The sequence below is a fragment of the Kribbella sp. NPDC050820 genome (assembly GCF_040653975.1).
Taxonomy (GTDB): Bacteria; Actinomycetota; Actinomycetes; order Propionibacteriales; family Kribbellaceae; genus Kribbella.
In genome coordinates this window covers 1-5046 of record NZ_JBFAHB010000155.1, presented here as the reverse complement: position 1 = coordinate 5046, position 5046 = coordinate 1, and the positions used below count along the sequence as shown (strand labels likewise).

3 protein-coding genes are annotated in these 5046 nt (G+C 70.9%); 1 reads left to right on the top strand and 2 read right to left on the bottom strand.

Translation table 11 applies throughout. The annotated features are described in order from the left end of the window. Positions 1 to 78: 78 nt before the first annotated feature. Together aspS and AB0H36_RS47890 are read right to left on the bottom strand one after the other, a co-directional pair. Complete coding sequence (aspS, locus tag AB0H36_RS47895) at positions 79 to 1368, bottom strand: aspartate--tRNA(Asn) ligase (protein WP_360539031.1); 1290 nt, start codon at positions 1366 to 1368, stop codon at positions 79 to 81. 248 nt (positions 1369 to 1616) lie between these two features. Next, positions 1617 to 3857 (bottom strand): sigma-70 family RNA polymerase sigma factor, encoded by a 2241-nt coding sequence (locus tag AB0H36_RS47890; RefSeq protein WP_360539028.1) that lies wholly within the window; start codon positions 3855 to 3857, stop codon positions 1617 to 1619. A gap of 272 nt (positions 3858 to 4129) precedes the next feature. Between AB0H36_RS47890 and AB0H36_RS47885 the strand changes: the two genes are divergently transcribed. After that, positions 4130 to 4975, top strand: a complete 846-nt coding sequence (locus AB0H36_RS47885; RefSeq protein WP_360539025.1) for a hypothetical protein — start codon at positions 4130 to 4132, stop codon at positions 4973 to 4975. The last annotated feature ends 71 nt before the right edge of the window (positions 4976 to 5046 follow it).

Below are 5046 nucleotides of genomic sequence, written 5' to 3'. Positions count from 1 at the left end.
CGGCCGGCGGTTTGAGGGGATTGGCCTGGTCGCCGGCGGGCAGCGCGCAGCCGGAGCCGGGCCCGCGGAGGCAACGCATCAGGGCGTCAGGCGGTGGAGGTCGCGGGGGAAGAGGGTTACCTCGCGAATGTTCTCTGCGCCTGTCAAGCGGGCGACGAAGCGTTCCAGGCCGATGGCGAAGCCGCCGTGGGGTGGCATGCCGTGCTTGAAGGCCTGGAGGTAGGAGCTGTACGTCGGGGCGTCCGCCGACTCGCCGCGGGCTTCCAGAGCACGGACGTAGTCGGAGTACCGGTGCAGCCGCTGGCCGCCGGTGACCAACTCCATGCCTCGGAAGAGGAGGTCGAAAGAGTTGGACCAGCGCGGGTCGGACGGCTGCGGGTGGGTGTAGAACGGGCGCTTCACCATCGGGTAGCCCTCGACCGCGACGAACTCACTGCCGTGCTCACGCAGCGCCCACTCGCCGATCGCGCGCTCGTCGGCCGGTGCCAGGTCCGGCTCGTCCGGGTCGGCACCGGCGATCTTCAGCGCCTCGCTGAAATGCAGCACCGGTACGTCGACCGGGATCTCCGGCAACGCGATCCCGAGCCGTTCCAGCGCAGCGCCGGCCCTCGAGCCCACCGAGGACAGCATCCCCGCGATCGCCGACCGCAGCATGGCGAGCACGTCGCGATGGTCCGTGATGAACCCGAACTCCGCGTCCAGCGACACGTACTCGGCCAGGTGCCGGACCGTGTCGTGCGGCTCGGCCCGGAACACCGGCCCGACCTCGAAGACCCGCTCGAACACCCCGACCATCGTCTGCTTGTAGAACTGCGGCGACTGGGCCAGGTACGCCGGCCCGCCGAAGTAGTCCAGCGCGAACACGTTGGCCCCGGACTCGGTCGCCGTACCGACGATCTTCGGCGTCTGGATCTCGGTGAAGCCCTGACCGTCCAGCGCCGTACGGAACCCGTGCAGCGCCGCCGCGGCGATCTCCCATCCGGCGCGTACGGCGGGATGCCGCAGCGCGACCGGCGCGTTGTCCAGTACGACGGGAAGCCCGGCGCCCACAGCCGGCCGCCACAACTCGATCGGCGGGGTGTGGGCGGGCTCGGTCAGCGCCTCGATCACCGGGTCGACCAGCTCGGCGCCACCCGGCGCCTGCGGGTTGGCGGCGACCGTGCCGGTCACCTGGACGACGGTCTCCTCACCGAGCTCGTCCAGCTGCGATTGGGTTTCCGGCGCCTTCACGACGATCTGGCTGAGGCCGGACCGGTCGCGCAGGATCAGGAAACTGACGGCGGCCAGCCGTCGTCTTCGGTGCACCCAGCCGGCCACCGTGACGGTCTGGCCCACTGCTGAGGGGATCTCATGGCTGAGAATGCGCATCGCTGTTGTCACCTCCAGGTCTGTTCTCGAACCCCGGAGGTGTGGGCGAAGGGGAACTCGCGGTGCCACCACACCTTCACCGGATCCGGCGGACCCGGCCTCTTGCCGTGCAGTCGCTCAGGAGTGTCTTCGCCACCGCTCCAGGTATCGCCTCACAGCAACCGGCGACTCTCTCTGACCTGGCGTACGGCGCTACTTGGTTCCGTCAGCGCGAACAGATCCAGAGTAAAGCAGCCGGCAACCCGATTTCACCGGCGGGTCGTGGACGGCGGGAGCTGGACGGTGTCGGTGTCCTCGCGGCCGCCGACCCGGGCGCGCACGGTGATCTGGTTGGCCGCGCCGGTCCCGGGCAGCCACGCGCTCCACTCGGAGTTGAACGGCTTGACGTAGTTGTCGGTCCGGCACGTGGCCCGCCGTACGTCGCTCGAGCGCGAGCACGTCCAGCCCTTGTCGAGCGCGGACAGGAACGACAGGTTGCGGCCCCACGAGATGTCCAGCGTCACCCGGCGGTTCGCGACCCCGTTCAACTTCAGGAAGCGGTTGTAGACGAACGGGTTCGGGTCGGCACCTGGCGTCGGCGTGAGGATCTGCAGCAGCGACTCGTCTGCCTGGATCCCGGCCAGCGTCTCGGAGTCGGTGTCGCTGACCAGCCCGGCCGTCGCGGCCACGGTGAACGTCCGCGCCGCGGCCGAGCCGTCCTCGGGTACGTCGAAGCTCGCCGGCAGCGGCGCCGGTTTCGCCGGGTTGGCCGCCGTACACGTCTGGGTCTTGGCGTTGCAGGTCCAGCCGGCCGGGCTCTTCGCGATCGGCCACTCGAGGGCGGCGCCGTAGCTGATCTTCAGCGTCACGCTCGGGCGATCCGTGCCGGGGGCAACGGTCAGGATGCGGTGGTGGACGTCCGGGTCGGCCTTGCCGGCGACGATCTTGAGCAGGTTCTCGTCGGTGCGCGGCGGCGCGATCAGGGTCTCGGAGTCGTCGTCGTACAGCCGGCCGGTCTTGGCCGACACGGTGAAGGTCCGGTCGGCCTGCGCTCCGCCGGTGGGGGTGTCGAAGGTGACCGGCAGCGGCTCGGGCGCGGCCGGGTTGTTCGCCGTGCACGTGCTGGTCGAGGCCGTGCAGGTCCAGCCGCGCGGGTTGCCGCTCAACGGCCAGGTCAGGGTCTTGCCGTACTTGATGCCGATGACAACGGGATTGGCGTTCTGCGCCGGCGCCTTGATGGTGATCACGAACCTGACGTCCTGCGCCTGTGCTTCGTCAGCGCCGACGGAAGGCCCGCGACCGCCCGGCGTCATGCTGATCGTCAGCAGGCCCTCGTCCAGGATCGGCGTCGTCGGCACCGGCGGTGTGGCCGAGGGAGACGTGGTCGTCGGAACGGGCGGCGTCGGAGTCGGCGTCGGCTCGGGCTCCGACGGCTCGGTGGTCGGAGCAGTCGTCGGAGCCGTGGTCGGCTGGGTCGCCGGCGGCTTCGTGGGCGACGGCTTCACCGGCGGGACCGTCGGCTGCGTGCCCGGCGGCTGCTGGGTCGGCTGCTGCGCCGGCGGGTTGCTGATCGCCGCTGGGGGAGTCTCGTCGCCGGTCAGCGCCATGGCAGCGAGTACGGCGGCCACCGCGACGACCACGACCGCTCCGGCGCCGACCGCCGTACGCGTGCTGTTCTCTGTGGCTTTCTTCCAGCCGGTCACGAAGAAGCCGACCAGACCGACCTTCGCCCCGGACGCGGCCGCCAGGTAGCCGAGGCCTGCGGTGCCCAGCAGGGCCGGGGCGAGCAGCGCCGGCAGGGCGCTGTTGACCTCGACCAGCTCGAGGTAGACCGCCGTGCACTTCGCGCAGTCGTCCAGGTGCTCGCGGACGTTGCGGTTCTCCCGCTTGGTCAGGCCGCCGCGGACGTAGGCGCCGAGGCGCTCGGTGGTCCACCGGCAGCGGTCGCCGGCCACGTCGGCCAGGTGCTGCTGGAGGTACGCCTGCCGCAGGCCCTCGCGAGCGCGGTACGCGAGCGCGGAGACGCCGTTCGCGGTCAGGCCGAGCAGCGGAGCGATGGCCGCGGGCTTCTCACCCTCGACCTCGGTGTGCCAGAGCACGGCCTGCCACCGCTCGGGCAGGCTCGCGAACGCCTTGGCCGCCGCGCCGCTCTCGAACCCGGTCACGGTCGGGTCGTCGAAGCCCTCCGGCTCCCGCTCGTACGACGCGATGTCGTCGGTCGCCTGCACCTTCCGGCCGGACCGGATCCGGTCGACGTGCACTCGCCGTACCGTCGTCAGCAGGTACGCGCGGAAGGAGATGTCCGGGCCGCCGCCGGCTCGCAGCGCGTCCAGCACCTTGGCGAACGCGTCGCTGGCCAGGTCGTCGGCGTCGTTGGCCGGGACCAGTTGGCGGGCCATCCGCTCGGCCGCGTCGTGGTGCCGGCCGAACAGCTCGCCGTACGCCTCCAGGTCGCCGTTGCGGACGCGCGCGATCAACTCGGCGTCGCTCGGTCCTTCCGGCGTCTCCATCTGTCTCCCCGTGGGTGTCACGACTGTCCGTGCTGAGACGTCACCGTCCGTCACGTCGTTGCCGGGAACAAGGTTCCCACGTGAGACGCGGCGGCGCACCATTCCTGACGCGGAACTGTGCTCCCTTTCCTGACGAGATCGGTAGTCCGGAAGTTACGCGGAAAAAAGTTCGGCGAATCCGCGTCATGAACCTCGGCCCCCGCTGTCTCACCTCCGGAACGACGCTTCCGGCCGACCGGTCGGGAGACTGACGGGGCTGTTCGAGGAGGGCCATGTCGCTGTTCGCGGACATCCGCAGACGGTTCGACCTGCGTCCGGCCAAGTCCCTGAACCTGGCGGGGTCGCCCGCCCGGACGCGGCCGGAGGCGTCGTCTCCAGACGATCGACCGTGCGAGGGGAGGGACTCGCACGGCACAGCCGGCACAGACATGCCGAGCTGTCCGGCAAGCTGCTCCGACTCCAGCGCCTACCTCGCGATCGCCGAGGCGCTGCGGGACGGAGCCGATGTCGTGCCTGCGAGCGACGAGGTCGGCCGGCAGTTGGCGGCCGACGGAGTCTCGTTGCTCGAGGCACTTGATGGGCTGAGTGCGCTGTACCGCTCGATCGCCGGGGGCGAGCCGGCTTTCGCCGCGGTACGCGCACTCAGTTCCAGCTGGGCCGAGGCCTCGCTGGTCTACCTGCACTCGCTGTCCTGCGAGGACCCGCTGACCGGGCTGTCCAGCCTGGCGCACCTGCGGTCCCGGCTCGGCGAGCTCTACCGAGAGGCCGAGTTCCGTGGAACTTCCGTACCGCAGACCCACGCACTGGTGGTTGTCGAGCCGCTCAATCCCCCGGGGACGACGCCGTTCGACCGCGAGCTCCGGCTGGTCGACGTGGCGGAGTGCCTGCGGATCGTCTTCTGCGGCGGTGACGTACTGGGCCGCGTCGGCTCACGCCGCGCGGCGGCGCTCGTCGGCCGCGAGCCGAACCTGCCGGAGCAGGTCGAGACGGTACGAGCCCTGATCACCCAGTGGCGGCTGGACACCGACGTGCCGCAGCTGGCCCGGATCTGGATCGAGGGACTGCCCGGAACCGACGCGATGGCCGGGAGGGTGCTCGACGAGCTCGCCAGACCCTAGGACCTGCGGGCGGGGGCCCCAACCGGGGGCGCCCGTAGCCAATCCCCCGCGCGGGAAGCCTGAACCTACCG

What these genes read in the sequence shown, in the direction of transcription:
- AB0H36_RS47885 (WP_360539025.1), top strand. Translation starts at nt 4,130, where the DNA reads ATGTCGCTGTTCGCGGACATCCGCAGACGGTTCGACCTGCGTCCGGCC.
- aspS (WP_360539031.1), bottom strand. Translation starts at nt 1,368, where the DNA reads ATGCGCATTCTCAGCCATGAGATCCCCTCAGCAGTGGGCCAGACCGTC.
- AB0H36_RS47890 (WP_360539028.1), bottom strand. Translation starts at nt 3,857, where the DNA reads ATGGAGACGCCGGAAGGACCGAGCGACGCCGAGTTGATCGCGCGCGTC.